24 protein-coding genes are annotated in these 26,132 nt (G+C 71.0%); 11 read left to right on the forward strand and 13 right to left on the reverse strand.

Translation table 11 applies throughout. The features are described 5' to 3' along the window. Nucleotides 1-273: 273 nt before the first annotated feature. On the reverse strand, nucleotides 274-1,302 hold the full coding sequence (locus ACME2J_RS14525) for a hypothetical protein (protein ID WP_495545648.1): 1,029 nt from the start codon (nucleotides 1,300-1,302) through the stop codon (nucleotides 274-276). Between the two features lie 403 nt (nucleotides 1,303-1,705). Between ACME2J_RS14525 and ACME2J_RS14530 the strand changes: the two genes are divergently transcribed. Continuing rightward, complete coding sequence (locus ACME2J_RS14530) at nucleotides 1,706-1,894, forward strand: hypothetical protein (protein ID WP_495545649.1); 189 nt, start codon at nucleotides 1,706-1,708, stop codon at nucleotides 1,892-1,894. A 65-nt stretch (nucleotides 1,895-1,959) separates the two neighbouring features. Here the strand turns inward: ACME2J_RS14530 and ACME2J_RS14535 are convergent, their stop codons facing one another. The 8 genes from ACME2J_RS14535 to mbhE form a co-directional block, all read right to left on the reverse strand. Next, nucleotides 1,960-5,550 carry a methionine synthase gene (locus tag ACME2J_RS14535; protein ID WP_495545650.1) on the reverse strand — a complete coding sequence of 1,197 codons (3,591 nt, stop codon included), beginning with the start codon at nucleotides 5,548-5,550 and terminating at the stop codon, nucleotides 1,960-1,962. Nucleotides 5,551-5,630: 80 nt separating this feature from the next. Beyond that, on the reverse strand, nucleotides 5,631-5,975 hold the full coding sequence (gene mnhG, locus ACME2J_RS14540; protein ID WP_495545651.1) for a monovalent cation/H(+) antiporter subunit G: 345 nt from the start codon (nucleotides 5,973-5,975) through the stop codon (nucleotides 5,631-5,633). Then, entirely contained in the window at nucleotides 5,972-6,241 is a 270-nt protein-coding gene (locus ACME2J_RS14545; protein ID WP_495545652.1) for an MrpF/PhaF family protein, read from the reverse strand. Before ACME2J_RS14545 ends, mnhG begins: the two co-directional genes overlap by 4 nt. A 16-nt stretch (nucleotides 6,242-6,257) precedes the next feature. Then, nucleotides 6,258-6,752 (reverse strand): Na+/H+ antiporter subunit E, encoded by a 495-nt coding sequence (locus ACME2J_RS14550; protein WP_495545653.1) that lies wholly within the window; start codon nucleotides 6,750-6,752, stop codon nucleotides 6,258-6,260. Continuing rightward, complete coding sequence (locus ACME2J_RS14555) at nucleotides 6,749-8,131, reverse strand: complex I subunit 5 family protein (protein ID WP_495545654.1); 1,383 nt, start codon at nucleotides 8,129-8,131, stop codon at nucleotides 6,749-6,751. The genes ACME2J_RS14550 and ACME2J_RS14555 overlap by 4 nt, the downstream gene beginning before the upstream one ends. Further along, the gene (locus ACME2J_RS14560) at nucleotides 8,131-8,511 is read right to left on the reverse strand and encodes a sodium:proton antiporter (protein ID WP_495545655.1); all 381 of its coding nucleotides are present in this window, start codon (nucleotides 8,509-8,511) and stop codon (nucleotides 8,131-8,133) included. The genes ACME2J_RS14555 and ACME2J_RS14560 overlap by 1 nt, the downstream gene beginning before the upstream one ends. Next, the gene (locus tag ACME2J_RS14565; RefSeq protein ID WP_495545656.1) at nucleotides 8,508-8,972 is read right to left on the reverse strand and encodes an MnhB domain-containing protein; all 465 of its coding nucleotides are present in this window, start codon (nucleotides 8,970-8,972) and stop codon (nucleotides 8,508-8,510) included. Before ACME2J_RS14565 ends, ACME2J_RS14560 begins: the two co-directional genes overlap by 4 nt. Further along, nucleotides 8,969-11,242, reverse strand: coding sequence for a hydrogen gas-evolving membrane-bound hydrogenase subunit E (gene mbhE, locus ACME2J_RS14570; protein ID WP_495545657.1), 2,274 nt, complete (start codon nucleotides 11,240-11,242; stop codon nucleotides 8,969-8,971). The genes ACME2J_RS14565 and mbhE overlap by 4 nt, the downstream gene beginning before the upstream one ends. A 112-nt stretch (nucleotides 11,243-11,354) precedes the next feature. Here mbhE and ACME2J_RS14575 point away from each other — a divergent pair, with 112 nt between their 5' ends. Continuing rightward, nucleotides 11,355-12,155 carry a DUF2182 domain-containing protein gene (locus tag ACME2J_RS14575; protein WP_495545658.1) on the forward strand — a complete coding sequence of 267 codons (801 nt, stop codon included), beginning with the start codon at nucleotides 11,355-11,357 and terminating at the stop codon, nucleotides 12,153-12,155. A 2-nt stretch (nucleotides 12,156-12,157) separates the two neighbouring features. Further along, on the forward strand, nucleotides 12,158-12,799 hold the full coding sequence (locus tag ACME2J_RS14580) for a DUF1326 domain-containing protein (RefSeq protein ID WP_495545659.1): 642 nt from the start codon (nucleotides 12,158-12,160) through the stop codon (nucleotides 12,797-12,799). Between the two features lie 152 nt (nucleotides 12,800-12,951). On the opposite strand, the gene ACME2J_RS14585 is transcribed toward ACME2J_RS14580, so the two are convergent. Both ACME2J_RS14585 and ACME2J_RS14590 read right to left on the reverse strand, forming a co-directional pair. Next, on the reverse strand, nucleotides 12,952-13,626 hold the full coding sequence (locus ACME2J_RS14585) for a phosphatase PAP2 family protein (RefSeq protein ID WP_495545660.1): 675 nt from the start codon (nucleotides 13,624-13,626) through the stop codon (nucleotides 12,952-12,954). 39 nt (nucleotides 13,627-13,665) lie between these two features. Beyond that, complete coding sequence (locus ACME2J_RS14590; RefSeq protein WP_495545661.1) at nucleotides 13,666-14,409, reverse strand: hypothetical protein; 744 nt, start codon at nucleotides 14,407-14,409, stop codon at nucleotides 13,666-13,668. Nucleotides 14,410-14,545: 136 nt separating this feature from the next. Here ACME2J_RS14590 and ACME2J_RS14595 point away from each other — a divergent pair, with 136 nt between their 5' ends. Continuing rightward, on the forward strand, nucleotides 14,546-15,379 hold the full coding sequence (locus ACME2J_RS14595; RefSeq protein ID WP_495545662.1) for a PfkB family carbohydrate kinase: 834 nt from the start codon (nucleotides 14,546-14,548) through the stop codon (nucleotides 15,377-15,379). 131 nt (nucleotides 15,380-15,510) lie between these two features. Here ACME2J_RS14595 and ACME2J_RS14600 read toward each other — a convergent pair whose 3' ends face one another. Beyond that, nucleotides 15,511-17,670 carry a glutamine synthetase III family protein gene (locus ACME2J_RS14600; RefSeq protein WP_495545663.1) on the reverse strand — a complete coding sequence of 720 codons (2,160 nt, stop codon included), beginning with the start codon at nucleotides 17,668-17,670 and terminating at the stop codon, nucleotides 15,511-15,513. A gap of 271 nt (nucleotides 17,671-17,941) precedes the next feature. On the opposite strand from ACME2J_RS14600, the gene ACME2J_RS14605 reads away from it, so the two are divergent. The 3 genes from ACME2J_RS14605 (at nucleotide 17,942) to ACME2J_RS14615 (ending at nucleotide 21,101) form a co-directional block, all read left to right on the forward strand. After that, the gene (locus ACME2J_RS14605) at nucleotides 17,942-19,393 is read left to right on the forward strand and encodes an ammonium transporter (RefSeq protein WP_495545664.1); all 1,452 of its coding nucleotides are present in this window, start codon (nucleotides 17,942-17,944) and stop codon (nucleotides 19,391-19,393) included. Further along, a complete protein-coding gene (locus ACME2J_RS14610) occupies nucleotides 19,390-19,761 on the forward strand; it encodes a P-II family nitrogen regulator (protein WP_495545665.1) in 372 nt (123 codons plus the stop codon). Before ACME2J_RS14605 ends, ACME2J_RS14610 begins: the two co-directional genes overlap by 4 nt. A 101-nt stretch (nucleotides 19,762-19,862) precedes the next feature. Next, entirely contained in the window at nucleotides 19,863-21,101 is a 1,239-nt protein-coding gene (locus ACME2J_RS14615) for a PucR family transcriptional regulator (RefSeq protein WP_495545666.1), read from the forward strand. 42 nt (nucleotides 21,102-21,143) lie between these two features. Here the strand turns inward: ACME2J_RS14615 and ACME2J_RS14620 are convergent, their stop codons facing one another. Further along, the gene (locus tag ACME2J_RS14620) at nucleotides 21,144-21,731 is read right to left on the reverse strand and encodes a hypothetical protein (protein ID WP_495545667.1); all 588 of its coding nucleotides are present in this window, start codon (nucleotides 21,729-21,731) and stop codon (nucleotides 21,144-21,146) included. Nucleotides 21,732-22,030: 299 nt separating this feature from the next. Here ACME2J_RS14620 and ACME2J_RS14625 point away from each other — a divergent pair, with 299 nt between their 5' ends. From ACME2J_RS14625 to ACME2J_RS14640, 4 genes are all read left to right on the forward strand, one after another. After that, nucleotides 22,031-22,771, forward strand: coding sequence for an MlaE family ABC transporter permease (locus tag ACME2J_RS14625; RefSeq protein ID WP_495545668.1), 741 nt, complete (start codon nucleotides 22,031-22,033; stop codon nucleotides 22,769-22,771). Beyond that, entirely contained in the window at nucleotides 22,771-23,568 is a 798-nt protein-coding gene (locus tag ACME2J_RS14630) for an ABC transporter permease (protein WP_495545669.1), read from the forward strand. The genes ACME2J_RS14625 and ACME2J_RS14630 overlap by 1 nt, the downstream gene beginning before the upstream one ends. Before the next feature lie 5 nt (nucleotides 23,569-23,573). Beyond that, nucleotides 23,574-24,656, forward strand: coding sequence for an ABC transporter ATP-binding protein (locus ACME2J_RS14635; protein WP_495545670.1), 1,083 nt, complete (start codon nucleotides 23,574-23,576; stop codon nucleotides 24,654-24,656). Nucleotides 24,657-24,752: 96 nt separating this feature from the next. Next, on the forward strand, nucleotides 24,753-26,132 hold a 1,380-nt coding region (locus ACME2J_RS14640; protein WP_495545671.1), incomplete at its 3' end, for an MMPL family transporter.

The following is a 26,132-nucleotide window of genomic DNA, read 5'->3' on the forward strand; positions in this document are numbered from 1 at the left end:
AGTGAGCGCCCAGGCGCGTGGACGAGCGTTTCCGCGGGGCGCCGCGTCCGTGTGACGTTCGGGCGACGATCAGCGTCGCCGGATCTCCACACGTCGCGAACGGCGGCGACGTGTGACGTCCTGGCGACGCGGAGCGTCGTTGGGACGAGCCACGGGGGTTGGCGGCGCTTGGACGCTCGTCCTCGGAGCGAGCCATTGTGGGAAAACGCCTCGGGGCCTGCTTTCACGCGGAAGGAGAAGTCCGAGCTCGCCCAAATGTAACCCGAGACACCCCTAATCCAACTTCTCGAACCTCGGCTTCGGAGCCACGACGCGGACAGCCCGCTCCGTCATGTGCAGCCACTCAGGGGCTTGGACGGAGAGGAGCTGATGGTCGGCGGAGACGAGCTTTGTCTGGGCCGCTTCGTCGAGCGCCGCCTCAATGTCGACGACCTTGACCGCGCCGTAGCCTTCAAGCTGCGACTGGAGTCGCTGCGCTTTTGCGCTCGGCTTCGTCCAGTAGTCGGGCTGCTCCTGCTTGCCGAGCGTGAGGATGGCGCGCGCGACCGCGTGGTAGCCGTCGTTGAATAGACCCATGAAGCCTTCAGGATCGGGGAGCACGGCTAGATGGAGACCTTGCCAGCGTCGATAGCCAGGCTTGAGGTCTTCAGCCTCCGGGACGATGCCAACTCGAAGTCCCTTGCCGTCCTCGAGCAACCGCCAGTTTGACTTGATGGTGGCGCCCGCGTAGCGGTCCGAGTCGGCGACACCGAGGAAGATGTCGGTTTTCCACATGTGCTGGATGCGCGGAGCGCTCTTAGCAAGAATGGGTTCAGCGATCTTGCCTTGGGCGGCAATCGGCACCCACTTTGCAAAGTGGAACGGCCGCCCAGATCCGTCGGGTAGCAGGAGCGCGGACTCGCCAGCATCGCTGACCACGGCGTCGAGGAAACCAAGGTACCGCGCGCGCTCGTAGCCGAAGAGGAGGGAGGTCGGAGTGCCGTCCCGCAGTCGCGGCGAAGCCTTCCCCATCGCTGCGGAGAGCGGCTCCAACACCTTGGGCTCGCCGCCGAGGACGGCCTCGTGCACAGCCCACTCGAACCCATCGCCTCGCAGGCCCTTATCGCGAGTCAGCCGGACGACGTGCCCGAGCTGGAGCAAAGTGACATCCTCACGGTCGCAGTTAAGGACCTCCAGTTCCGTAGGCCCGAGCTGATCCAATAGGGCCCGAACGACCGACCGGCCTACGGCATACAGCGCGCGTCCGTACTCCTCAACCGGCTCGTCCTGCTTCAGGAAGGTCACTTCGCTCCGTGCGGCCATCCACGCAGCCTATTGCGACCCTGCGCGCAGTCCACTGCTCGGGCTCGATTCAGGCCGCCCGCTTCTCCTTTCGCGTGAACGCAGCACTAGTACGCAGACGTTTCCGCGGGAACGCTTGACCATGCAACCGTCCACGGGTGGCGTCGCTCCTCCCTCCGAGCCGAAGCGGACGCTGGCCGAGCGCCGCGCGAAGTTCTCGCTCAGCGGGAGCTTTCCGCGGGGCGTCGGCTCGCCTCCTTGGCCGGCCGCTCGCCACGCCGGCCGGCTCCCGCGGCGCCGGCCCCAGGACGCTCCCGCGTGAGCGCAGCACCGGCGCCCACGCCGGACGCATCACCCGCCGCCGGCCGGGAAGCGCCACCGGTCATCACGCGGCCCTCCCGCATCCGTCATCGTCCGACGGGAGATGCAGAGCGACGACGAGACCGCCGGGACGAGGGAAGACGGCGAGGCCGACGCCCTGCGGCGCGCCTACGAGGAGGGCCGGGCGGCCGCGCTCGCGGGCGAGGAGGCCGCGCCGGGCTGCACGACCACGGAGGCCGGCCGGGCGTGGCTGAAGGGCTACGTCGCCGGCGCTGCCGAACGCGAGCCCTGACCCATCCCGCCTGACGAAGCTCACGCCGGGCGTGAGCTTCGTCAGGTCGGGGGACGGGATCGGCGCTACGAGGAGACGGCCTCCGGCGCGGACTCCTCCTCGACGGGGCCCTCCTGCGGGTCCTCGTCGGGGAGCTCGGCGAACAGCGACGGGTCGCGCGGCGAGCCCTTGATGACGTCGTCCGGCGAGCCGTCCGGGAGGAGCCGGCCGTTGCGCATGCCGTAGTAGATCGCCTGCGGGTGGTGGAGGACCATCGCGAGCGTCGACTGCTCCGGCTCCGGCGCGTGACCCGAGGTGATCGACATGCCGACCTTTTCGAGCCCGAGGAGCTCGTCGACCTTGTCGTGCTCGGACTGGTCGGGGATCGCCGGGTAGCCCCACGAGAGGCGCCGGCCCTGCGTCTCGGGGATCCCGAGCCAGTTCCGGACCTTCCAGTGCAGCCACTCCGAGAGGCCCTCCGCGGTCTGGACGCCGAGGCCGTGGACGAAGAGCTGCTCGGCGAACTCGCCGTCCTTCTCGAGCTTCGCCATCAGGTCGGTCACCTCGTCGCCGACGGTGAGCGCCTGGAGGGCGATGACGTCCAGCTCGCCGCTGTCCTTCGGACGGAAGAAGTCGGCCGTGCAGAGACGGTCGCCCTTCGGCTGACGCGGCGTCGTGAAGCGCGTGAGCTCGGTCTCGCGGTCCTCGGGATCGAGGATGACGATGTCGTTGCCCTCGCTGTAGCAGGGGAAGAACCCGAGCAGCGCGCGGGGGTGGAGGTAGTCCTGGTCGCGCCACATGCGCTCGAGCTTCGGGCGGAAGCCCTCGTCCTCGTCGGTGCCGTGGAGGAGCTTCTGCCACTCCTCGCCCTTGATGCCCTTGCCGCCCCAGTGGAGCTTGAAGAGGACGTGGGTGTCGAGGTGCGAGTAGAGCTCGTCCATGTCGACGGGGATCTCCTGGACGCCCCAGAAGGGCGGCTCGGGGACCGGGTTGTCGGTCCGCACGTCGGAGCGCACGGAGTCGTCGTCGTAGTTGAGGTTCTCCTCCTCGGCAGGGCCCTTCGCGCGGAACGCCTCGGCGTCCTCGCGGAGCTTCCTGCGGAGGTCCTCGTGCGTCTCCTCGTCGACGAGGCGGTCCATCACCGACAGGCCCTCGAACGCGTCCTTGCAGTAGTAGACGCCGGCGCCGTACTGCTCGTCGCTCTCCTTGCCGCCCGGGTAGAGCGCGCGGAAGCCGAACGCCTTGTTGATCGCCGCGCCGCCGATGAGGACGGGGTACTCGAGGCCCTTGCCGTGCAGCTCCTGGATGCACGCCGGCATCTGCTTCGACGTCGACACGAGGAGCGCGCTGAGGCCGATCGCGGTCGCGTCGTGCTCCTGGGCGGCGTCCACGATCGTCCCGATCGGCACCTGCTTGCCGAGGTCGACGACCTTGTAGCCGTTGTTCGTGAGGATGGTGTTGACGAGCGACTTGCCGATGTCGTGGACGTCGCCGAACACGGTCGCGAGGACGACGGTGCCCTTCGTGTAGCCCTCGACGCGGTCGAGGTACTGCTCGAGCTGGGCGACCGCCCGCTTCATCACCTCGGCGCTCTGGAGGACGAACGGCAGGATGAGCTCGCCGGCGCCGAACTTGTCGCCGACCTCCTTCATCGCGGGGAGGAGGACGTCGTTGAGCGTGGGGACCGCGCCGATCTTCTCGACCGACTTGTCGATCTGCGCCTCGACGCCGTCGCGCTTGCGGCGCAGGATGTGCCAGTGCAGCGCCTCCTCGGGCTCCATGTCGGCCGTCGGGTCGGCGGCGCCGGCGCCCTCGTCCTCCGAGGTGCCCTTGCTCTCGAAGTGCTCGATGAGCCGCTCGAGGGCGTCCTCGCGCTTGTTGAAGACGAGGTCGTCGGCGAGCTGGCGCTCCTCCTCGGGGATCTCGCCGTACGGGGTGATGTGGTTCGGGTTGACCATCGCGAGGTCGAGCCCGGCCTCCACGCAGTGGTGCAGGAAGACCGAGTTGATGACCGCGCGCGCCTGCGGGCCGACGCCGAACGAGACGTTCGAGACGCCGAGCGAGGTCTTCACGCCCGGCAGCGCCGCCTTCACGTCGCGGATGCCGTTGATCGTCTCGACCGCCGACGGCCGCCACTCCTCGTCACCGGTCGTGAGCGTGAAGGTGAGGACGTCGAAGATGAGCAGCTCGGGATCGAGGCCGTGCTCGTCGCAGCAGATCTCCTTGATCCGCGTCGCGATCTCGACCTTGCGCTCGGCGGTCTTCGCCATGCCGACCTCGTCGATCGTGAGCGCGATGACCGCGGCGCCGTGCTCGATCGCGAGCGGGACGACGACGTCGGCCTTGTCGCGGCCGGCCTCGAGGTTGATCGAGTTGACGATCGCCCGGCCGGGGATCTGCTCGAGCGCGAGCTTGATGACCTCGGGCTCGGTCGAGTCGATCTGGATCGGCGCGGGCTGCGAGAGCGAGACGCGCTTGGCGACCTCCCGCATCTGCTCGTCCTCGTCGGTGCGCTCGGTGAGCGCGACGCAGAGGTCGAGGATGTGGGCGCCGCCCTCCACCTGGTCCTCGGCGATGCGCACGAGGCCGTCGTAGTCGTCGGCGAGGAGCATCTCCTTCGCCTTGCGCGACCCCTGCGAGTTGACCCGCTCGCCGACGAGCGTCGGTGGGGGGTCCTGCACGAGGGCGGTGCTCGTGATCATCGACGAGACGCGCGGCGGGCCGGCCTTCGGACGCGAGAAGTCCGTCCGCGAGGCGGCACGGGCCCGCTCGGCGATCGCGGTGATGTGCTCGGGCGTCGTGCCGCAGCAGCCGCCGACGACCGAGACGCCGTAGCGCTCGATGAAGTCGCCGAGGACGGTCGCGAGCTCCTCCGGTCCCTCGGGGAAGACCGTCTCGCCGTCGTCGCCCTGCTGCGGGATGCCCGCGTTCGGGATGCAGTGGACGGGGACCGTGCAGTTCTCGCCGAGGTAGCGGATCGCGTCGCGCATGTCCTCGGGGCCGGACGAGCAGTTGAGGCCGATCACGTCCACCTTGAGGGCCTCGAGCGTCGTCAGCAGCGACGAGATGTCGGTGCCCAGGAGCATCGTGCCGCCGTTGGGCAGCACGAAGGCCGAGACCTGGATGGGGAGGACCTTGCCGGTCTTCTTGAACGCCTCGCGGGCGCCGAAGATCGCCGCCTTCGTCTCGAGGATGTCCTGCTGGGTCTCGATGATGAGGACGTCCGAGCCGCCCTTGATGAGGCCCTCGCTCTGCTCGGCGAAGACCTCGACGAGCGTGCTGAACCGCATGTTGCCGAGGGTCGGGTCGTCCGACGCGGGGAGGAAGCCGGACGGGCCGATCGACCCGGCGACGAAGTTCTTCTCGCCGACCGCCTTGCGGGCGATCTCGGCGGCGCGCTGGTTGATCTCGAGCGTGTGCTCGCCGAGACCCCACTCGTCGAGCTTGAGCCGGCTCGCCTGGAACGTGTCGGTCTCGACGACCTCGGCGCCCGCCGCGATCATCGACCCGTGGACCTCCTCGAGGACGTCCGGGCGGTTGAGGACGAGCGCTTCGTGGCAGCGGCCAGGGAGCTTGTAGTCGTCCTCGAGCGAGAGGTCCATCTCTTCGAGGAGGGCTCCCATGCTGCCGTCGAACACGACGACGCGGGACCGGGCGGCTTCGAGAAAGTCACGCATTCACGCGACTCTAGCAAGGATCGGGCCAACCTTGACACGATCGTGTCAACCTACTGCGGCGGGCCCTCCCGGCGGCGGGATCAGCGGCCGGCGTCCTCGGGCGCCGGCTCCCGGCCCGACTCGTCGAAGGTGTCGGCGTGCGCGGGCTCGCGGGTCGCCCACGCCGACTGCGCGATGACGTGCGAGGAGATCGGCGTCGTGAGCAGGAGGAACGCCGCGATGAGGATCGAGCGCGTCACCGTCGCGCCGTCCCCTTCGATGATCGAGGCGACGAGGAACGCGATGACGCCGAGGAAGACCGCCTTCGACGCGGCGTGGAGCTGGGTGTAGACGTCCGGCATCCGGGCGATCCCGAGGACGCCGATCGTCATGACGGCGATCCCGAGGACGACGAGGACGTTCGTGACGACCTCGGCCGCGCTCACCGGAACACCTTCCCCTCGGCGTGGTACCGGCAGGCCGCGATGACCGCGATGAACGAGAGGACGGCGAGGAGGAGCGCGGCATCGAGGTAGTACGCGGAGTCCTCGCTGTCGCTGAAGAGCACGAGGAGCGCGACGAGGATGAGGCTGAGCATGTCGAGCGCCAGGATCCGCGTCGGCGCGCTCTTCGCGCGGACGACGAGGACGGCGCTCACGGCGAGGAGGCCCGCCATCCAGGCGGCCGCCCCGAAGAAGATGGCGTCGATCATCGGGCGGGGACCTCGGTCACGGGAACACGGCCTTCTGGAAGCGCTGGTAGAGGTGCTCGTGGTGCGCGCGCACGTCGTCGGGCGCCGCGGCGTCGAGCACGTGCATGTAGTAGACGCCCCGCTCCCAGTCGATGTCGACGAGGAACTCGCCGGGGGAGAGGGTCGCGGCGATCGCCGAGACGACGACGCCGACCGGGCTGCGCTCGCCGATGGGGATCGCGACGATGCCCGGCTGCTCGAGGCGCGCGGCGCCGACGACGACCTTCGCGACCTGCCACGTCCCGACCGTGATCTCGCGCGCGACGACGAGCGCGAAGAGGGGGAAGGCCACGAACCGCCCGAGGAGGTCTGCCCGGCGCGGCGGGCCCGCCGGGAAGAGGAAGCGGCGCAGGCCGACGAGGACCGCCACGGCGAGGGACACGCCGATCGCGAGGTCCCACGGCTCGTCGCTCGCGAGCTCGAGCAGGTAGACGCCCACGAGGAGGACGAGGATGAGCGCGAGCCGCGTCACGAGCCGGACCCCCGGAGCATCGCGGCGGCTTCGTCGCTGATCGCGAGTAGGGGCTCCGGCCACACGCCGAGGACGACGATCGCGAGCGCGACGACGCCGGCGGCCCCGCGCATGACCGCGTTGCTCGCCTGCGCCTCGTGCTCCTGGCGCCAGAACTCCGACTGGTAGATCTGGAACATGTAGACGAAGGAGAGCGCGCCGCCGAGGAAGATGAGCGTGACGATCGCCACGGCGCCGGCGGTCGACTCCGCCTCGATCCCCGTCCTGAAGAGGGCGAGCTTGCCGAGGAAGCCGGCCGTCGGCGGGATCCCGGCGACGCTGAGGGCGCCGATGACGAAGGCGGTCGCGACGAACACCCCGCGCACGCCGTTCGCGAGGAAGAGGAGCGTCTTGTTCAGGGAGTTGACGACCGCGTAGAGGACCGCGGCGGCGAACCCGACGGCGCCGCCGATCGCGATCGCGACGATGACGTATCCCGCCTGGCCGATCGCGGAGTACGCGAGGACCTCGGTCGCGGAGCGCCGTGAGAGCGCCTGGAGCGAGCCGTAGAGGATGCTCGCGGTGCCGAGGACGATGAGAGCGGTCGACGCGATCTCGACCTCGGTGTCGAGGATGTCGCCGCCGAACCGCAGGAGCCCGTAGGCGCCGATGTTCGCGAGGGCGCCCGACAGCATGGCCGCGACGGCGGGTCGCGCCCCGGCGTACACCGCCGGCAGCCAGAAGTGGAACGGGAAGAGCCCGAGCTTCACGCCGAACGCGACGAAGAGCGTGACGCCGATGATGATCGCGCTGCCGGAGTCGACCTCGACGAGTCGGGTCGCGACCATGTCCATGTCGAGCGTGCCGGTGACGTGGTAGAGCGCGCCGATCCCGATGAGGAAGAGGAACGAGCCGAGGAGGTTGACGACCGCGAAGATGAACGCGGCCCCGATCTGCCGCGACTCGCCGCCGTGGGCGGTGAGCACGTAGGCGGCGATCATCGAGAGCTCGAAGAAGACGTAGAAGTTGAAGACGTCGGCCGTGAGGAAGATGCCGACGAGCCCCGCCGCCATGAAGAGGACGATCGAGGGAAGCGTGCGGCTGCACTCGCCGCTCGCGACCTCGTGGGCGAGCGCCGCGGCGAGGACGAGCACCGAGAGGAGCGCGAAGAGCACGCCGAGGGCGTCGGCGCGCAGCCGGATGCCGAGGCCCTGCGGCCAGCCGCCGGCGACCGTGTCGCGCGGGCCGTCGACGACGACCTGGCCGAGGAGGACCGCGAGGAGGGCCGCTGCGGCGACGAGCGCGAGGACCGCCGCCCAGCCGACGGCGCGTCGACGGCCGTCGAGCGCCATGAAGGCGACGGCCGATCCCCACGCGACGCCGAGCCCCGCGACGATCATCAGACCTCGATCTCCTCGCGCTCGAGCTCCGCGGCCGTTCGCGCCTCGCGCTGGGACAGCTCGTCGAGGTCGACGGTCGCGTGCGACGTGTAGACGCGGTACGCGAGGCTGAGCAGGAGCGCGGTGACGCCGAGTCCGATGACGATCGCGGTGAGGGTCATCGCCTGCACGAGCGGATCCGAGACCGGCTCCCCGGACTTCTCGTCGGCGCCGACGAACGGCGCGACGCCCCGGCTGAGGCCGGCGGACATGAGCGTGAGGTTCGCCGCGTTCGAGATGAGGACCATCCCGACGACGACGCGGAAGAGGTCCGGCTTGAGCATGAGGTAGGCGCCCGAGCCGAAGATGACCCCGATCGTCATGGCGAAGAGCAGCGTCACGACGTCCCTCCGGCCGGAGGCCGCTCGAGCTCGGCGGTGCGGTCGTGCAGCGCGATGAGACGCACCGAGCCCACGATGGCGCCGACGACGAGGAGGAAGACGCCGAGGTCGAACGCGACGGCGGTGATGAGCTCGAGCGTCCCGAGCTTCGTCACATCCTCACCGGGCGGCGGGCTGTGCGTGAAGATCGCGTCGCCGCGCAGCAGCGGGGTGAAGGCCACGACGAGCGAGAGAGCGAGCCCGGCGACGGCGACGAGGCCGACGTGGCGCAGCGGCAGCAGGCGCTCGACCTCCTCGGTGCCGAACGCGACGTACTGCAGGAGCACGGCGAGCGCGACGATGACGCCGGCGTTGAAGCCGTCGCCGGTGTCGGCGTAGCCCTTCACGAGGATCGCCGCGGCGATCATGAGCGCGGGAGCGAGGAGGAGACGCGCGATGACCTGGGTCGGGAACGACCTCATCCCATCTTCCCCCTTCGCAGCAGCGTCGCGATCCCGAGGAACGCGACGCCGACGACCGTGATCTCGATGATGGTGTCGAGGCCGCGGAAGTCCGCGAGGATCGCGGTGACGCTGTCCTTCGCGTGCGCGTCCTCGGTGCGCGCGAAGAGCTCCTCGCTCACCGACTCGCCCGGCGACGGCCGCGACAGCGCGACCCAGGCGACGACGAAGGCGAAGAGGCCGGAGATGACCCCCACGACCGCGTTGCGGCGGATGCGCAGCGCGGTGACGGGGAGGTTGGCCTCGCGCCGGAGCACCGCGCGGGGGAGGAGCGCGAAGATGCCGAGGAAGAGGAGCCCGAACACCGTCTCGACGAGGACGGCGACGAGCGCCACGTCGGGCCCGCCGAACAGCGCGTACACGACGGCGAGCGAGAACCCGACGGCGGAGACGACGAGGACGAGCATGAGGTGGTCCCGCGGCACGCACGCGGCGACCGCCGCCCCTGCGCTCACGACGAGCATGAGGGCGAGGGGCACGTCGTCGCTCTCGATCGTCCCGACCTCGAAGAGGTCGTCGAAGGGCGTCGCGAGGATGCCCGCCAGGACGAGGATGCCGGCGGGGAGGAGGACCGCCGCGACGCGCGTGCGGAGGTCGCGGACCTCGAAGGAGTGGACGGCGTCCGAGAGCGCGTTGAGCTGGCGCAGGCCGACCTCGTAGACACGCGCCGGCCCGAGGCGCTCGCCGAGTCGCGAGACGCCGAGCGCGGCGGGCCGCCACGCCGACTGGCCGAAGAGCAGCAGGAGGCCGAGCGTCCACGCCGCGATCGCCATCACGTTCTCGGCCCGCAGGTCGAGGTGGTAGGCGGGCTCGCCCGGCGTGGGAGCGCCGAAGGTCGCGGCGCCGGCCTGCTCCGCGAGCCGCTCGAACGGCCCGACGACGAAGCCTCCGGCGATCGCCACGGCCGCCAGGACGACGACCGGGGCGACGAGGACGGCGGCGACGGGATCGGTCCGCCCCCGCGGCGCCCCGAGGAAGACGCCGGTCCAGAAGCGGCCGATGTACGCGAACGTGATCCCCGCGGCGACGACGGTCGCGAGCGCGTACGGCGTCCCGCGCTCGACCGCCGCCTTGAAGAAGAGCTCGTCCTTGAAGAACCCGATCGTGAGGGGAAGCGCGGCGAGCGACGCCGCGGCGAGGCCGCTGCCCACCGCGAGGGCTCGATGGGTCCGCCAGAGCCCGCCGGCTCCCGAGAGGAGCTTCGAGCCCGTCGCCTCGGTCACCGCGCCGGCGGTGAGGAAGAGCGCCGCCTTCGAGATCGCGTGGGCAACCACGTAGAACGACGCGGCGAGAGCGCCGTAGGGGCCGCCGATCCCGAACAGCAGGACGACGTAGCCGTACTGCGAGATCGTCGAGTAGGCGAGGACCTGCTTGAGGTCGTCGCGCGTGAGGGAGATGACGCCGCCGACGGCGATCGTCGCGAGGCCGATGACGAGGAGAGCGTCGAGGAGCAGGTCGCTCGTCTGGATGAGCGGATAGGTGCGGCCGAGGAGGAACACGCCGGCGGCGACCATCGCCGCCGAGTGCAGGTAGGCGGAGACCGGGGTCGGGGCGGCCATCGCCCGCGGCAGCCAGAAGTGGAGCGGGATCTGCGCGCTCTTGGCGAGCCCTGCGACCGCGATGAGCGCGCAGGCGACGGTCACGGTCGTCCCGCCCTCCGCCGCCGCCTCGAAGAGGACCGGGAGCGAGAACGTCCCGTAGTCGGCGTAGAGCATGAGCGCGCCGATGAGGAGGCACACGGCGCTGATCCCCGTGATGAGGAGGGCCATGAGCGCGGCGATCCGCGACTCCCGCTGGTGGCGGTCGTACCCGATGAGGAAGTAGGACGCGATCGCCGTGAGATCCCAGAAGACGAAGAGGAGGATGAGGTCCTGGGCGGTCGCGAGACCGACCATCGAGACCATGAAGAGGACGAGGAGCGCGTGGAACCGCCACGAATCGGCCACCGGCTGCGAGCGGCGCGGCTCGGTGTGGGCGTGGTGGATCGGGAGGTACCGGCTCGAGTAGAGGAAGACGGCCGCGCCGATGCCGGTGGCGAGGAGCGAGTACAGCGCGCCGAGGCCGTCGAGCGTGAACGTGAGCCGCAGGTCGAGCGTCGAGGCCCAGGGCTCGTCGATCGTCCCGCCCCCGTCGAGATGGAGGAGGAGGACGGCGATGAACCCGGCGACGGCGAGCGCGCACGCGAGGAGCGCAGGGACCTGCTCGGCGGGGATGGGGCGTCGGCGGGGCACCGGGAGCGCCGGATTCTCGCGCATCCCCCGCGCGGCGGCGCGTCACGCGGCGCTCGGCCTCGTCTTGCGGACGCCGCGGAGGTGTGGGAGAGTCGCCGCAGAGGAGGTCGGCATGCGTGTGATCACGCTCAGGCCGTCGCCCCGGAGGACGGCGGTGCACGTCCCCGCGGGATCCGCATGGGTCTCGGCGGCCCTCCTCGCGCTCGCCGCCGCAGGCTGGTGGTGGTCCGCCCGGATGGCGGACTCGATGGGCGGCGACGCGATGGGCGGGGCGATGGCGATGGATGCCTCGATGCCGATGTCGCTGGGGGCTTTCGTCGTCGCCTGGGTGGCGATGATGGCGGCGATGATGCTCCCGGCGGTCCTGCCGGTCGTGCGGCTCTACGGCCGGGCCGCGGCGCGTGGACGGGCCGCGCCGATGCCGTTCTTCGCGAGCGGCTACCTGCTCGTCTGGACGCTGCCGGCGCTGCCCGCCTGGTTCGCCTTCCGCGCACTCGAGGAACCGGTGGCCGACGGCGCGGTGTGGGCCGGGCGCGTCGCCGGCGCGACGCTCCTCCTCGCCGCGGCGTGGCAGCTCACGCCGTTGAAGGCGGCCTGCCTGCGGCACTGCCGCTCCCCGCTCGGCTTCTTCATGCAGCGCTCCGGCGGCGCCGGCCGGCCGCTCGGCGCGCTGCGGATGGGGGTCGAGCACGCCGGCTTCTGCGTCGGCTGCTGCTGGGCGCTCTTCGCCGCGCTCGTCGCGCTCGGCACGATGGACCTCGCGTGGATGGTCGTCATCACGGCGCTCGTCCTGCTCGAGAAGCACGCGTCGAGGGGAGAGGGGATCGCCCGCGTCGCCGCGGTGGGGCTCGCGGTGCTCGGAGCGGTCCTCGTCGCCTCCCCATCGACGATCACAGAGATCACCTGGAGGTGACCATGTCCGCGACAGACACAGAGACCGCCGCGAGGACGGCGTGGCAGATGACGGGGACGGGCTACGAGTTCTGCAACTGCCAGCCCGGCTGCACCTGCAACTTCAGCGGCTTCCCGACCTCGCCCGACGGCAGCTGCAAGGCGGCCGTCGTCAACAGCATCGACCAGGGGAGCTGCGGCGACGTCGACCTCTCCGGGGTCACCGCGCTCGCGGTCATCGACTGGCCGAAGGCCATCCACGACGGCGGCGGTCGCGTCGTCTTCGTCGTTCCGCCGGCGGTCACCGACGAGCAGCTCGACTGCCTCGCGCAGATCTACACCGGCGCCCTGGGCGGCATGCCGTGGGAGATCCTCGGCTCGACCTACGAGGTCGCGGGAGTCGTCCGCGCCGACGTCCGCGTCGACGAGGACGGCATCGAGAGCGGGTTCACCGCCGACGGGGTCGGAGAGGCCCGGGGCACGACCCTGCGCAACCCCGTGACCGGCGAGCCGCACGGGGTGACCATCGATCTCGACCAGGGCTTCATCTGGAAGCGAGGGGACTGCGGGCAGGGGTCGTTCCGGGTGAAGGCCGGCGATCTCGATCTCGCCTTCGAGGACAGCAACTGGATCCACTACCGGTTCGACTGGAGCAACGCGACCTGAGCCGGCCCACGGCTCACGTGAGGCCCTCCCCGCTGCGCTCCGCAAGGGCGCGGCGGGTGCCGGCCGCGTGCTCCGAGCGGTCCGCCGTCGCGTCGGCCGGGCGCGTGACGCGCCGTCACGGCCCCGCGAGGAGGCGCCGACCCGTCGCGGCGTCAGGCGGCGGCCGGAGCGGGCCGCATGCCGCGCACCGCGAGGACGGCGCGCCAGGAGGCGACGGCCACGATGGCGCCGACGAGCCACCCGGCGAGGACGTCGCTCGGGTAGTGGGCGCCGAGGTAGATGCGGCTCAGGCCGACGCCGACGCAGATCGCGAGACCAGCGGCGATGACGTAGCGGCGACCGCCGCGGCCCTGGAGCTCGTGGGCGGCGATGAGCGCGAGGATGCCGTAGAGCGCGACGCTGCTCGCGCTGTGTGCGCTCGGGAAGGAGTAGCCGCCGGCGTTGATGAGCGCTTCGCCCTCCGGCGGGCGGTCCCGCTCGACGAGCGGCTTGAGGACGGCGCAGACCGCCTGCGTCGCGAGGACGGAGAGGACGAGCGCGGCCGCCCCGTGCCAGTGCCGGCGGGCGATGAGCCCGAGCGACACCCCGACCGTCACGAGGAGGAGGCTGTCGGTGCCCGCGACGTCGCTGACGGTCCGCATGACGTCCGTGAGGACGGAGGTCGCGCCGTCCTGGACGAGCCGGACGGCGGCGAGGTCGATCAGGCCGAGACCGAGGTCGAGCCGCGTGCCGAGCGCGAGGGACGCGACGATCGTGAGGCCGATCACGGCGAGGACGATCTCGACGGCGACGCGGCGGGGGTGGGCGGGGCGCGGGGGAGCAGGCATCGGCGCTGTCCTCCCCTTACCCGGAATCGGCAGAGGAGGTTACGCCTTCTTATCGGCCGCGGCGGTCGTCTCCCGCAACGCGACGAGGAAACCCGCGAGGAACAAGGGCTCCGCAGCGAGCTTGAGCGACTCCTCGGCGACGAACTCCCACGCCGTCGCGGGGAACGTCGAGTCGAGGGCCTGGGAGGCGAAGGCGAACGCGACGCCGACGCCGAAGAGGAGGAGGGAGCGCGGGTGACGCAGGAGGACGAGGGAGCGCACGAGGAGCGCGACGAAGACCGTCGCGAGGAGGAAGACGACGAGCGCAGCGTCGAGGTCCGCGAGGCCGAAGGCGGTGTGGACGCCGGCGGCGTCCTGCAGCCAGTGGCTGAGGAACACGGTCGGCTGCGCGATCTCGACGACGGCGAGCGTGGCGAACACGCCGGCCGAGAGGCCCCAGAACGTGGCGTGCCACCGCTCCCCGGGGGCCGCGGTGCGCGTGTGGACCGCCCACGACGTCGCCGCGCAGGCGAGCATCGCGGCGAAGCTCAGCCAGGTGCCGGGCATGAGCTCGCGGAACGCGACGGCCTGGTCGTCGACGAGGAGCAGGCCGAGCGGGATGCCGATCGCGGCGATGCCCGCCGCCGCGGCGAGCAGGATCGCGGCGGCACGCCCGGGGCGCTCGCTCCAGGAGACCGCGGCGGCGTCGGCGCGGGCGAGGACCCGGCCGATGGCCTCCTCCCATGCGCGGTGCGCCGGCAGCGGGGCGCCGGACGGTGCGGGTCGGTGCGGGGAGAGGCGCACGCGCCAAATGTGACGATGGCGTGAACTCGTGTCAACCGGCACGTGCAAGGGCGCTGTCGCGCGCCTGCACTCGGACCGGCGACGCCGCGCCGGGCACCGGTCCGGACGCGCGCGAGACCCCGGTAGCGTCGAGTCCGTGAGCGGAGACTCGCCGCGGATGGCCGTCGTGGGACACGTCGAGTGGGCGGACTTCATCGTCGCGGCGCGGATGCCCCGTCCCGGGGAGATCCTCCACGCGGGCGGCGTGCGCGAGGGCGCGGGCGGAGGCGGCGCGATGGCGGCGCGCGCCCTCGCCGCGCTGTCGGGCGGCTGCCGGTTCGTCTGCGCCCTCGGCGACGATCGCCGCGCCGACGAGGCTGCCGCGGAGCTCGCGGAAGCCGGGATCGACGTCGTCGCGCAGCGGCGCGCCCGTCCTCAGCGCCGCGTCGTCACCTTCCTCACCGACGACGCCGAGCGGACGATCGTCGTCCTCGGCGAGCGGCTCGTCCCCGAGGGCGACGTCGACCTCGGCGGCGCCGACGGCGCGTATCTCACCGGCGGCGACGCCGCGGCGGTCCACGCGGCCCGGCGGGCGAGGGTCCTCGTCGCGACGCCGCGCGCCGGAGCGGCGCTGCTCGACGCCGGCGTGACGTTCGACGCCCTCGTCGCGAGCGCGGGGGACCCGGGGGAGCGCATCGACGACGAGCTGCGAGGGCGCGCGCGCCACGTCGTCCTCACCGAGGGCGCGCGTGGTGGAGAGTGGACGGCCTCGGACGGCACGACCGGCCGCTGGAACGCCGTCCCGCCGCCCGGACCGCCGGCCGACGCCTACGGCTGCGGAGATGCCTTCGCCGCGGGGCTCACCCACGGGCTCGCGGCGGGCCGGGGGATCGCGGAGGCCTGCGAGCTCGGCGCCCGCTGCGGCGCCGCCGTCCTCGCGCGACCGGCGCCCGAGGTCGGCGCGCTCGCCCGCCTCGTGCATCCCTCCTGACGTTGCTCACGCTCGGCGTGAGCAACGTCAGGTCGAGAGCGCACGACCGGGACGGCACGGTCCGGGATCCCGCACGACGAGGGCCCCGCCGCGGCGGGGCCCTCGGTCCTGCGCCTCGTGTCGCGGAGTCGCTACTTGATGAAGAGGATCTCCGCGTACTTCGGCATCGGCCAGAGGTCGTCGGCGACGATCTTCTCGAGCTTGTCGGCGCTCTCGCGGACGGAGTTCATCGCGGCGAACACGGTGTCCCGCATGTACATCGCGTGCTTGACGCCGCCCTCGGGACCGTCGTGGTCGTTCGCCTTCTCGAGCGCGAAGATCCCGTCGACGAGATCGTCGATGAGGCCCGAGAGCTCGCCCTTGAGCTTCTCGACGCCCGGCCCCTCGCCGGCGTCGTCGAGCAGCTCCATCTGGCGGAGCGCCGCCGGGAGGATCATCGTCCGCGCCATCGACGCGGCGGTCTCCGCCTCGATGTTGAGCTTCGTCGAGTACTGCTCGACGAAGACCTCGTAGCGCGACTCGAGCTCGCGCTTCGAGAGGACCTTGTACTTCTTGAACGCGTCGACGGTCTGCTTGTGGGTGACCCACGGCAGCGCGTCGGGGGTCGTCGGGAGGTTGACGAGGCCGCGCTTCTCGGCCTCCTTGTGCCACTCCTCCGAGTAGCCGTCCCCGTCGAAGACGATCTGCTTGTTCTCGGTCCAGACCTGCTTGACGATCGCGGCGACGGCCTTCGCGACGTCGCCCTTCGCGGCCTTGACCTCCTTCTTGAGGTCGCCGGTGAGCTCCTCGATGGCGTCGGCGGCGATCGTGTTGAGCACCGTGTTAACGAAGCCGAGCGACATGCTCGACCCGACGGCGCGGAACTCGAACTTGTTGCCGGTGAAGGCGAACGGCGACGTGCGGTTGCGGTCGCCGCCGTGCTTGGGGATCGTCGGGAGGACGTCGGTGCCGAGGCCCATGAGGCCCCGCTTCGCGCTTCCGCCCTTGCCCGTCGCGATCTTCTCGAACGCCGCCTCGAGCTCGGCGCCGAGGAAGATCGAGATGATCGCCGGCGGGGCCTCGTTGGCCCCGAGACGGTGGTCCTGGCCGACGTTGGCGACCGACGCCCGCAGCAGCGCCTGGTGCTTGTTCACCGCCTTGATGACCGCCGAGCAGAAGAACATGAACTGCATGTTCTCCACGGGGGTCTCGCCCGGCTCGAGGAGGTTGTGGCCGGTGTCGGTCCCCATCGACCAGTTGTTGTGCTTGCCCGACCCGTTGACGCCGGAGAACGGCTTCTCGTGGAGGAGGCAGACGAGGCCGTACCGGCGGGCGACGTTCTGGAGGACCTGCATCGTGAGCTGCTGGTGGTCCGAGCTCACGTTCGAGTTCTCGAACAGCGGCGCCAGCTCGTACTGCGCCGGGGCGACCTCGTTGTGCCGGGTCTTGATCGGCACGCCGAGCTTCAGCAGCTCCTCCTCGGCCTCCATCATGTAGGCGAGCACGCGCTCGGGGATCGACCCGAAGTAGTGCTCGTCGAGCTCGTGGCCCTTCGGGGGCTTCGCGCCGAAGAGCGTGCGCCCGGTCGTGTAGAGGTCGGGCCGCTCGTAGTAGTACTGCTCGTCGATGAGGAAGTACTCCTGCTCCGGCCCGACCGTCGTGAAGACGCGCTGCGAGCGCTCGTCGCCGAGGACGCGGAGCGCCTCCATCGCCGCCTTGCTCATCGCGTCCATGGAGCGCAGGAGCGGCGTCTTGTGGTCGAGCGCCTCGCCGGTCCAGGAGACGAACGCCGTGGGGATGCACAGGAGCGCCCCGTTCGGGTTCGGCATGAGGAACGCGGGCGAGGTCGGGTCCCACGCCGTGTAGCCGCGGGCCTCGAAGGTCGCGCGGATGCCGCCCGTCGGGAAGGACGAGGCGTCCGGCTCGCCCTGGATGAGCTCCTTGCCGGAGAACTCGGCGATCGCGGTGCCGTCGCCGACGGGCTCGAAGAAGCCGTCGTGCTTCTCGGCGGTGAGGTTCGTCAGCGGCTGGAACCAGTGCGTGTAGTGGGTCGCGCCCTTCTCCATCGCCCACTCGCGCATCGCCTGCGCGACCGAGTCGGCGAGGGAGGCGTCGAGCGCCGTCCCCTCCGAGAGCGCGGCCTGGAGCTGCTTGAAGACGTGCTTGGGCAGGCGCTCGCGCTGGACGGCCGTGGAGAAGACGTTGGACCCGAAGACCGACGCGCCCGGCGCGGTGAGGTCGGAGACGCCGAGCGCGGAGCCGTTCGCGCTCCACTGGGCGGCGGTGACGTTGTGCTGACGGGTGCGAGGCATGAGGTTCGGGAGTCCTCCTGAAGGGACGTCTGAGACACGTGGCGAGCGCACAGGTGATTCCCGCGCGCGGAAACTGGTGACCACGCTAGATGGCGATTCTCGCAAGCACCTTATCCCGATGTCCAAAGCCGACGTCGAGGGCTTCGCCCGGGCGTCGGGAGGGCTCCGACCGGTTGGCGAAACGGCCCCGGGGAAGTTCCGACACCTGGCTAAAGAGCTGCGGCCTCCTCTCCCGGACGATGGTTCGGCACTTCGACCCAGGAGGACGTACATGAGTCGTTCCATCGCGTTCAAGGGGGCCGCCCTGGCCTTCTTGACCGCACTGATCGCACCGGGTTCGGCGTTCGCGCAGGACGCGCCGCCGAACATCGCCGAGGTCGCCGCGTCCGTCGACACCACGTGGGTGATCGTCGCGACGGTGCTCGTCTTCTTCATGCAGGCGGGCTTCGCGTTCCTCGAGATCGGCTTCTCGCGTGGCAAGAACGTCGGGACGGGGATCGCGAAGATCCTCATCAACTTCTCCGTCGCCTCGATCGCGTGGTGGGCCTGCGGGTTCGCGATCGCGTTCGGCGGTGCGGCGACTCTCGCCGGCGACACGGGCTTCTTCTTCCAGTTCGGCCGCGAGGTCGACGGCGTCGCCGCAGGCGCGGGCGTCGACGGGGGAGCCGCGTTCTTCGTGTTCCAGTTCATGTTCGCGGCCGTGTCGCTCGCGATCGTGTGGGGCACGACGCTCGAGCGGATCAAGTTCATCGTCTACCCGATCTTCGCCCTCGTGTTCGCGGGCGTCATCTACCCGCTCATCGCCCACTGGGGCTTCGGCGGCGGCGTCTTCGCCGAGATCGGCGACGGCGTCCTCGACTTCGCGGGCTCGTCGGTCGTCCACCTCACCGGCGCCACGGCGGCGCTCGCGGCGCTCCTGCTCCTCGGGCCGCGCAAGGGCAAGTACGGCCCCGACGGCAAGCCGCGGGCGATCCCCGGCCACAACATGCCGCTGTTCGGCCTCGGCGTCCTCATCCTCTGGCTCGGGTGGTTCGGCTTCAACGCCGGCTCGACGGTCAGCGCCGCGGGCAGCCAGTTCGCGGAGATCATCGTCGTGACGAACCTCGGTGCCGCCGCGGGCGTCATCGGAGCGTCGCTGCTCGTCTGGATGAAGACGAAGACCCTCGACGTCGGCATGTGCGGCAACGGCGCGATCGGCGGCCTCGTCGCGATCACGGCCCCGTCCGGCTACATCGAGTTCTGGGCGGCCCCGATCATCGGCCTCATCGGCGGCTTCGTCGTCGTCTACGGCGTCTACTTCTTCGAGCGGATCAAGCTCGACGATCCGGTCGGCGCGCTCTCGGCACACGGTCTCGCCGGCATCTGGGGCACGCTCGCAGCCGGGCTCTTCGCCTCGCCGCGTCTCGTCGACGAGGTCAACCAGGGCCTCTTCTACAGCGGCTCGGCGTCGCAGCTCATCTCGCAGGCGCTCGCCGTGCTCCTCACGTTCGGCGCCGTCTTCATCCTCTCCTACGCGACCTTCTACCTCATCAAGGTGACGGTCGGGCTGAGGGTGGACGAGGACGCCGAGGAGGCGGGCCTCGACATCACCGATCACGGCATGTACGGCTACCCGGAGCAGTTCATCCCGGCGCCCGAGCTCGTCGGCTACGGTGCGGCTCCGGCCAGCTCCGCGCTGAGCGGAGCGGCTCCCGCAACGACGACGAAGGAGGTGACGGCGTGAAGAAGGTCGAGGCCTTCATCCGCCACGAGGCCTTCGAGCCGATCCGGCTCGAGCTCCTCGAGCTGGGGTTCCCGTCGCTGAGCATCAGCGAGGTCAAGGGCTCCGGTCGGCAGAAGGGCATCACCGAGCGCTACCGCGGCGCTGAGCTCACGAACTACCTCCGGCCGAAGGTGAAGCTGGAGTGCGTCGTGGCCGAGAAGGACGTGCAGACGATCGTGGACACGATCCTCAAGCACGGCCGGACCGGCGCCGTCGGTGACGGGAAGGTGTTCGTCCTGCCGGTCGACGAGGCCTACCGCGTGAGGACGGGCGAGGCGGGGGAGGAGATCCTCCAGGCTCACCCGGACGCCGCGGCGACCTCCGCGTAGCGACAGGCCACAGGCCCACGGTCCACCGGGGCGGCGGGAACGCGACAGCGATCCCGCCGCCCCGCTCTCTTTCCGCGCCCCTCCGACCCTCCCTCGCGCCGATGCCCGAGCCCGTCCCCGCCCCGCCCACGCCACCCACACCCCCCGCCGCAGAGCTCGTCGCGCGTCTGCGTGCCGTCCATCTCGAGATGGTGGAGGCCGTCCTCGGCGGTGACGGGCTCGGACGCGTCGCGGACCTCGCTGCGGAGGCGGCGGGCGCGCCGGTCGTCATCGTCGTCCCGCGACTCGGCGTCACCGCCGTGAGCGGCGGGGAGGACGTGCCCGAGGAGACGCTCGCGGTCGTCCGCAGCTACGTCGCGGAGCGCACGAAGGTCCCGGACGGGCCTCTCACGGAGGTGCCCGAGGTGCTGCTCACCGAGGTCCCGATCCTCAGCGGGGACGAGGCCGTCGGCGCGGTCGTGCTCCTCGCGCATCCCGGATGCACTCCCGCGGCGGACGCGGGCGAGTACCTCCACCTCGCGGCGGTCGCGTCGCTCACCGAGGTCGCCATCGAGGAGGCGAAGGAGGAGGTCGAGCAGAACCTCCGAGGCTCCTTCCTCGAGGACCTCCGCGCGCGGCCCGACCTCGAGCCGCGCGAGATCGTCCGGCGTGCCGACCGGCTCGGCTGCGACCTCTCGCGAGGCTGCGTCGTCCTGTGCGCCGAGCTGCGGACCGACCGCCCGCGCCACGTCGTCGCGATCATCGACGGCGACGAGCCCGGCGCGCTCGCGCAGCTCATCGAGGACCGCGTGTACGCCCTGCTGCCGGCGGCCGGCGGCGACGATGCGCCGGAGGCGACGCTCGAGCGGGCGCGGCGCCTCGCGCAGCGGCTCGGTCGCTACGGCACGGTGGGCCTCTCGAGCTTCTACGCGGACCCCGGCGAGTTCGCGCGCGCGATCCAGGAGGCCGAGCTCGTCCTCGACGTCCTGCGGCAGAGCGAGGGCGTGAGCGGCCTCGACTCGCGCGACATCGGGACGGGGACCTACCGGCTCCTCTTCCGCGTCCTCGCGTCGCACCCCGAGGAGGTCCGGAGCTTCTACGAGGACACCGTCGCGCCGATCGTCCGCTACGACGACCAGTACCGGACGGACCTCGTCGGGACGCTCGAGGCCTATCTCGACCAGAACTGCAACATGAACGCGACGGCGGCGACGATCTACGCCCACCGCCACACCGTCGCCTACCGGCTCGAGCGGGTGAAGGAGCTCACCGGGCTCGATCCCATGCTCAGCGAGGACCGCGAGCGCCTCGGGCTCGGGCTCAAGGCCTATCGCATCATCGCGCCGCGGCTCCCGAAGTGAGGGAGATCGGCGGACGCGGGAGCCCGGTCCGCCGGCCCGCGGTCAGCCCTCGTCGGGCTCGACCCGCTCGACCTCGCCGGTCCGCGGGTCGACGCGCGCCTGCGCGGGCTCCTCGTCGATGACGACCTCGAAGGAGCCCTCGGGGGCGCCGCCGTCCGGGAGCTGCGCCTTCGCCTCCCCGTCGAGGCCCGCCGCGACGCGGTAGCCGACCGTGTGCGTCCCCGCCTCGACCGGGGTGACCGCCCAGCGGAAGGTGCGCGTCTTGCCGGGGGCGAGCTCGCCGAGCGACCAGGTGCCCGTGTAGGCCGAGACGCCGCCCTCGGGCTCCTCGTCGACGACCCAGATCGGCCGCGAGGGGTCGGCGAGGTCGGGCTGCTCGGAGTCCCGCGAGAAGGAGTCGATCGTGACGGCGACGACCGGGACGGGCTTGGTGTCCGCGTTGCGGACGGTGATCTCCATCTCGGTCGGCTCGGCGAGCGACTGCTCCTCCGGGAACGAGGCCTCGACGACCTCGACCGTGTACGTGCCGCTCGGCTCGTTCGCGTCCTGACGCTCGTCCCCGCCGCAGCCCGCGACGGCGAGGGCGACGGTGGCAGCGACGACCGACCCGATTCGCGTTCCCCTCCTCATCCGGCGCGGAACGTACCAGAAGCCGGGGCGCCCGAAGGCCGGTTCGCGTCGCTTCGCACGGAACCCCGCCGCTCTCTCCCGCAAGGGGGATGAGCGTCCACCCGCGTGGGTGACACCCCGAAACGGCGCGCTGCCGCCGGTTCTCGTTTGTCAGCGATCCGCGCGGTCGCATACACTGCCGACCCCGGCGCCGGGATCGGCGTCGGATCTCGCCCTGAGGAGGGGACAGGCAAGTGGTACGCAACGTCGCCGATCGAGCGTTTCTTCCGACGAAGAACCTGCTCGAAGAGGTCGGGGACATGATGATCCTGACGGGGAAGACGATCGTGTCGACCCTGCGACCTCCGTATCCGTACGGCGGCGAGTTCGTGCAGCAGTTCCTGTTCACGCTGCGGCTCTGCTGGTTCCCGCTCCTCGTCTCGACCGTCGCCTTCGGGTACGGCGCGCCGGGGCTGCAGGCGGCGAACTTCCTCGTCCTCTTCGGCGCGATCGACCGGCTCGGCGGCTTCTTCGTCCTCGCGTCGATCCGCGAGTTCGCCCCGTTCGTCACCGCGATCGTCCTCGCCGGCGTCGCCGGCACGGCGATCACGGCGGATCTCGGCGCCCGCAAGATCCGCGAGGAGCTGGACGCTCTCCAGGTGCTCGGCGTCGACCCCGTGAAGAACCTCGTCGTGCCGAGGTTCCTCGCGCTCATGCTCGTCACGGGCCTCTTCGACGTCTACGCGCTCCTCTTCGGCATCTTCGGCGGCATCCTCGCGACGCTCGTCAACGGCGCGCCGCTCGGCCCGTTCTGGGCGACCTTCTTCACGAACGCCTCCGTCACGGACCTCTGGGGGTCCGTCCTCAAGTGCACGATGTTCGGTGCCATCATCGCGATCGTCTGCTGTTACAAGGGGATGACCGCGTCCGGTGGCGCCGAGGGGGTGGGCAGAGCCGTCAACCAGGCGGTCGTCATCGCCTTCCTCGGCGTCTTCGCGTTCAACTACGTGTTCACCCAGACGCTGCTCGCGACGAACCCCGAGATCACGGTGATCCGCTGATGCCCGGCTGGCTCGCCGTCCCGCGCGACTGGATCGCCACCTTCGGGGAGATCGCGAAGTTCTGCGGCAAGATCGTCGGGCAGGTCTACAGCCTGCGCGTCCTCAAGTTCTTCGGCGAGGCGCTGCGCCAGTGCGGCATCCTCATCCTCAGCTCGACGCTCGTCATCTGGGGCCTCGTCTTCATCATCGGCCTCCAGTGCGGCATCGAGGGCGCGTACTTCAACCGCTCGGTCGGCGCCCCCGCCTACGCCGGCGTCTTCTCCGCCTGGTGCGACCTGCGGGAGCTCGTCCCCTACGCCTTCGGCTACATGATGGCCGCGAAGGTGGGCACCGGCATCGTCGCGGAGCTCGGGTCCATGCGGATCTCCGACGAGATCGACGCCCTCGAGGTGATGGGCATCGACTCGACGCTCTTCCTCTGCGCGACGCGCCTGCTCGCCTCGTGGCTCGTGCTGCCCTTCATGTACATCGCCGCCGTCGGCGCCGGCTTCTTCGCGAGCTACCTCGCGGTGGTCGAGCAGATCGGCGAGGTGTCCTCGGGCGGCTTCTTCCTCATCTTCTGGATGTTCCAGAATCCGCCAGACCTGCTCTACAGCGTCATCAAGGGCATGTCGATGGCGACGGTCATCGTCCTCGTGGGGTGCTACTACGGCTACCACGCGAGCGGAGGTCCGGTCGGCGTCGGGACGGCGACCGCGAAGTCAATGGTGTTGAACATCGTCCTCGTGCATCTCATCGGGATGCTCGGGACACAGCTCTTCTGGGGCGCGAATCCGCGCGCTCCGATCGGAGGTTAAGAGAGATGCCGCGCATTCCGAAGTGGGGGTCGGGAGACGACGAGGGACGGGACGAGCGCGACGAGCGCGAGCGTCCCGAGACCGACGACTGGATGGCCGACGAGGCCCCTGCCGTCGACGATCCCGCCTCCGCGGCGAGCGACGACCTCGCGCCCTGGGCCGAGGACGAGCCGGGGACCCAGGAGCAGCCCGCCGCTGCCGCCGAGCAGCGCGGCCAGGCCGGCCGCGTCTCCATCGTCAACGAGCCGGATGGCGATGAGGAGTACCAGTGGCACACCTACAAGACGACGCGGACCGAGTTCCCCGACGCCGTCGAGTTCATCGACGTCCACAAGGCGTTCGGCCGCAACCAGATCCTCAAGGGCGTGAACATGGGGATCCCCGAGGGGACGATCTCGATGATCCTCGGCCCGTCGGGCACCGGCAAGTCCGTCTGCATCAAGCACATGGTCGGCCTCCTCTACCCCGACCAGGGCGACGTCCTCGTCCACGGCGAGTCCGTGCCGAACATGCCCGACGAGGAGCTGTTCGAGATGCGCAAGAAGTTCGGCGTCCTCTTCCAGGACGGCGCGCTCTTCGGCTCGATGAACATCTTCGACAATGTCGCGTTCCCGCTCCGCCAGCACACGGAGAAGAGCGAGAGCGAGATCGCCGACATCGTCAACCGCCGCATGGAGGAGGTCGGTCTCGGCGCGGCGAAGGACAAGTTCCCGAACGAGCTCTCGGGCGGCATGCGCAAGCGCGCCGGCTTCGCCCGCGCCCTCGTCCTCGACCCGGACATCGTCCTCTTCGACGAGCCGGACTCCGGTCTCGACCCCGTCCGGACGGCTCTTCTCGGCGAGCTCATCCAGGAGATCCACGAGGAGACGATGAACGACGCGAGGGCGCGCAACAAGCCGCACCTCCCGGCCTTCGCGATCATCTCGCACGACATCATGACCTGCCGCCGGGTCGCCGAGTACATCTCGGTGCTCTGGAAGGGCCGCATCGTCGAGGCCGGTCCCGCGCAGGAGATGCTCAACTCGGAGAACCCCTTCATCCGGCAGTTCCTCTCGGGCGAGTCCATGGGCCCGCTCACGATGGACTGACGACCCGTCCCCTCCCTCCGCGATCGGCGCCGCGGCAAGCGGCTCCGAACGCGCACGCCGTCGCTACCGTGACGGCGTGGAGGGAACGCGCGCCGCATGATCACCCGTCTCGTCGCGCCGCTGATGCGCGCGGCCGCCGCCCGCCCCCTGCGTGCCGTCCTCACCGTCGGCGCGCTCGTCCTCCTCTTCTCGCTGCTCGCGCTGCGGCTCGAGCCGACCGCGACGACCGAGACGCTCGTCGGTCAGGGCAACGACTCCTACGCGGCGACCGCGGAGTTCCGCGAGAGCTTCGGCGACGAGGCGGTCGCCGTCCTCGTGCAGCAGCCGCTGCGGTTCAGCGTCCTCACGGCGGACCTCCAGCGCATCATCGGCCTCGAGGGCTGCCTGTCGGGCAACGCGCCCGAGGGCGTCGAGCCTCCCGGCGGCCCCGGGGGACCGTGCGCGCGCCTCGCGGCGACGAAGCCGGCGAAGGTCGTCTTCGGCCCCGGGACGTTCCTCAACGAGGCCGTCAACCAGATCGCGACGCAGTTCGCCGCGCAGCAGCAGGCGACGGCGCAGCAGGCGCAGCAGGCGGCGGAGCAAGCGCGCGAGAAGGCGCGCGAGGAGGGCAAGAGCGACGCCGAGGTGCAGCGCGCCGGGGAGCGCGCCGAGCAGGCGGTCGGCGAGGAGTTCACCCGCGGCCTCCTCCAGCTCGCCGTCCGCTACGGGCTCGGGCTCAACTCCCTGCCGCGCATCGACAACCCCGACTTCATCTCGCGGATCGTCTTCGACGAGGAGCGTCCGGCGGGGTGCCCGAAGGCGCGCTTCGCGTCGATCTTCCCGAGCTGCGAGTCGGCGCTCATCCAGGTCCGCATGCGGCCCGACCTCTCCGAGTCGGAGCGCCGGCAGGCGATCGCCGACGTGCGGGCGGCGGTCGCCATGCCGGAGTGGACGCTCGAGGACGGCGGCGGCGCCTACCTCGTCACCGGGGCGCCGGTCGTCATCTCGGATCTCACGGACGCGATCACGGACGCGATCCCGCCGCTTCTCGTCGCGTCGCTGCTCGTCATGGCGTTCACGCTCGCGGTCGTCTTCCGCCAGCGGCTGCGTCTGCTGCCGCTCGTCGTCGCGCTCGCCGCGACGGGCCTGACGTTCGGCACGCTCTCCCTCGCGGGCGCCGGGCTGACGATGGCGTCGCTCGCCGTGCTCCCGATCCTCATCGGGCTCGGCGTCGACTACGCGATCCAGCTCCATGCCCGCATCGAGGAGCATCGCGCGGCGACGCCCGACGGCGACGTCGACGGCGCCGTCGAGGGCGTGCTCCGTCGCGGGGCGCCGACCGTCGTCACGGCGGCTGCGGCGACCGCGGGCGGGTTCCTCGTCCTCGTCCTCAGCCCCGTCCCGATGGTCCGGGGGTTCGGCGTCCTGCTCGTCGTCGGCATCGTGCTCGCGCTGCTCTGCGCGATCGTCGTCGGCACGGCCGTGCTCGCAGGCGCG

Source organism: Paraconexibacter sp. (assembly GCF_059438195.1).